Source organism: Pseudomonas sp. CK-NBRI-02, assembly GCF_008124495.1.
GTDB classification, from domain to species: domain Bacteria; phylum Pseudomonadota; class Gammaproteobacteria; order Pseudomonadales; family Pseudomonadaceae; genus Aquipseudomonas; species Aquipseudomonas guariconensis.
In genome coordinates, this window is record NZ_VSJH01000020.1 from 1 (window position 1) to 1,324 (window position 1,324).

1 protein-coding gene is annotated in these 1,324 nt (G+C 54.6%); it reads right to left on the reverse strand.

The annotated features are described in order from the left end of the window. Window positions 1–51 precede the first annotated feature (51 nt). Window positions 52–1,271 (reverse strand): IS3 family transposase gene (locus DQ397_RS14920; protein ID WP_148921530.1). Its coding sequence is split into 2 segments (ribosomal slippage): window positions 52–923 and window positions 923–1,271, totalling 1,221 coding nucleotides; the frame shifts between segments, so codons are not numbered across the junction. Window positions 1,272–1,324: the final 53 nt, after the last annotated feature.

Sequence of the window (1,324 nt, forward strand, 5' to 3'; positions counted from 1 at the left end):
TGTGTCTAGTCCTGAAATAGGTTTACACCTGTTCAGGTAGGCCGGTAGGCCTCAAAACGCCCGATGCACCGCATCGGGCGTTTTGTGTTTCAGGGCCATGTGAGGCCGCTCCGTGTTATAGATCTGCACGGCCTCATCAACCATCTTCCGTGCCTGCTCCAGATCTTCTGGGTTACTCAGCAACAGCTCTGTTTTGAGGATTCCGTTGATGCGCTCGGCTAGAGCGTTCTGGTAGCAGTCGTACCCGTCAGTCATCGAGCAATGAACTCCGTGCCTTGTATGCAGCGACTGGTATAGCGCTGAGCAGTATTGAATACCGCGGTCGGAGTGATGGACTAACGGCTGGTGGCGCCGCCGCTTGCGCAGGGCCTGTCTAAAGGCTTGTGCAACCGACTCGGCATGTAGGCTTTCATGGACATGATGGCCAACAATCTTTCTGGAATATGCATCCGTTACCAGGCTCAGGTACAGCGGGCCGCTTCTGGAGGGCAGGTAGGTAATATCCGCCACCCAGACGTGCTCTGGCCCTGACGGAACTACCTGATTTGGGCCTGCTTTGAGAAGATTGGGATGACGGTAGAAGCGATGATAGCTTTGGGTTGTCTTGTGATACGCCCGCTTGGGCAGCACCAGCAAGCGGCGCTCGCCCAAAACCTCAAACAGCCGGTCTCGGCCAACTTGGACTCGTTTATCAGGCTGGCAATGCAGCAGATAGTGCAGTTTCCGTGTACCCAGTCGCGGCTGACGCATCCGGATTTTCTGAACAAACTCGACAACCCGATCTGCCTGATGAGCTTTACTGTCGGCAGCTCGATTGCGCTTGTAATAAGCCTGCCGGCTAATGCCTAGAAACTGACAAGCCCTGGCAATGCTCAGTCCTGCGACTTGACCTTGCGAGAGGACTTGCCGGATCGCTTTTTTACGACCGATACACCGTAGTCATTCTTCAGGACATCAACGACGGTCTCAAAGAACTGAGCCTTCTGGCTCATCAGCTCAAGCTGCTGCTCAAGCTCTTTGATCCGCTGCTCTGGAGTGAGCGTTTTGGGGTCGGACATCGCGCAGCTCCTCTCGGCCCGGATCGACGCCCCTTGGCTCCAATCCTGCCGACCATGCTTACGCAACCATACCAGAACTGTAGATTTGCCCTGGATACCGTACCGCTCCTGGGCCTGAGTACAGGTCAATTCACCTTTTTCGACCTGATCCACTACAGCCAATTTAAAAGTCAGCGAGTAATCACGCTGTGTTCGCTTCACACCATGCACCATCGAGGTCTCCAGATTCTCGGGGGAAAGGTGTAAACCTTATTCAGGACGGGACA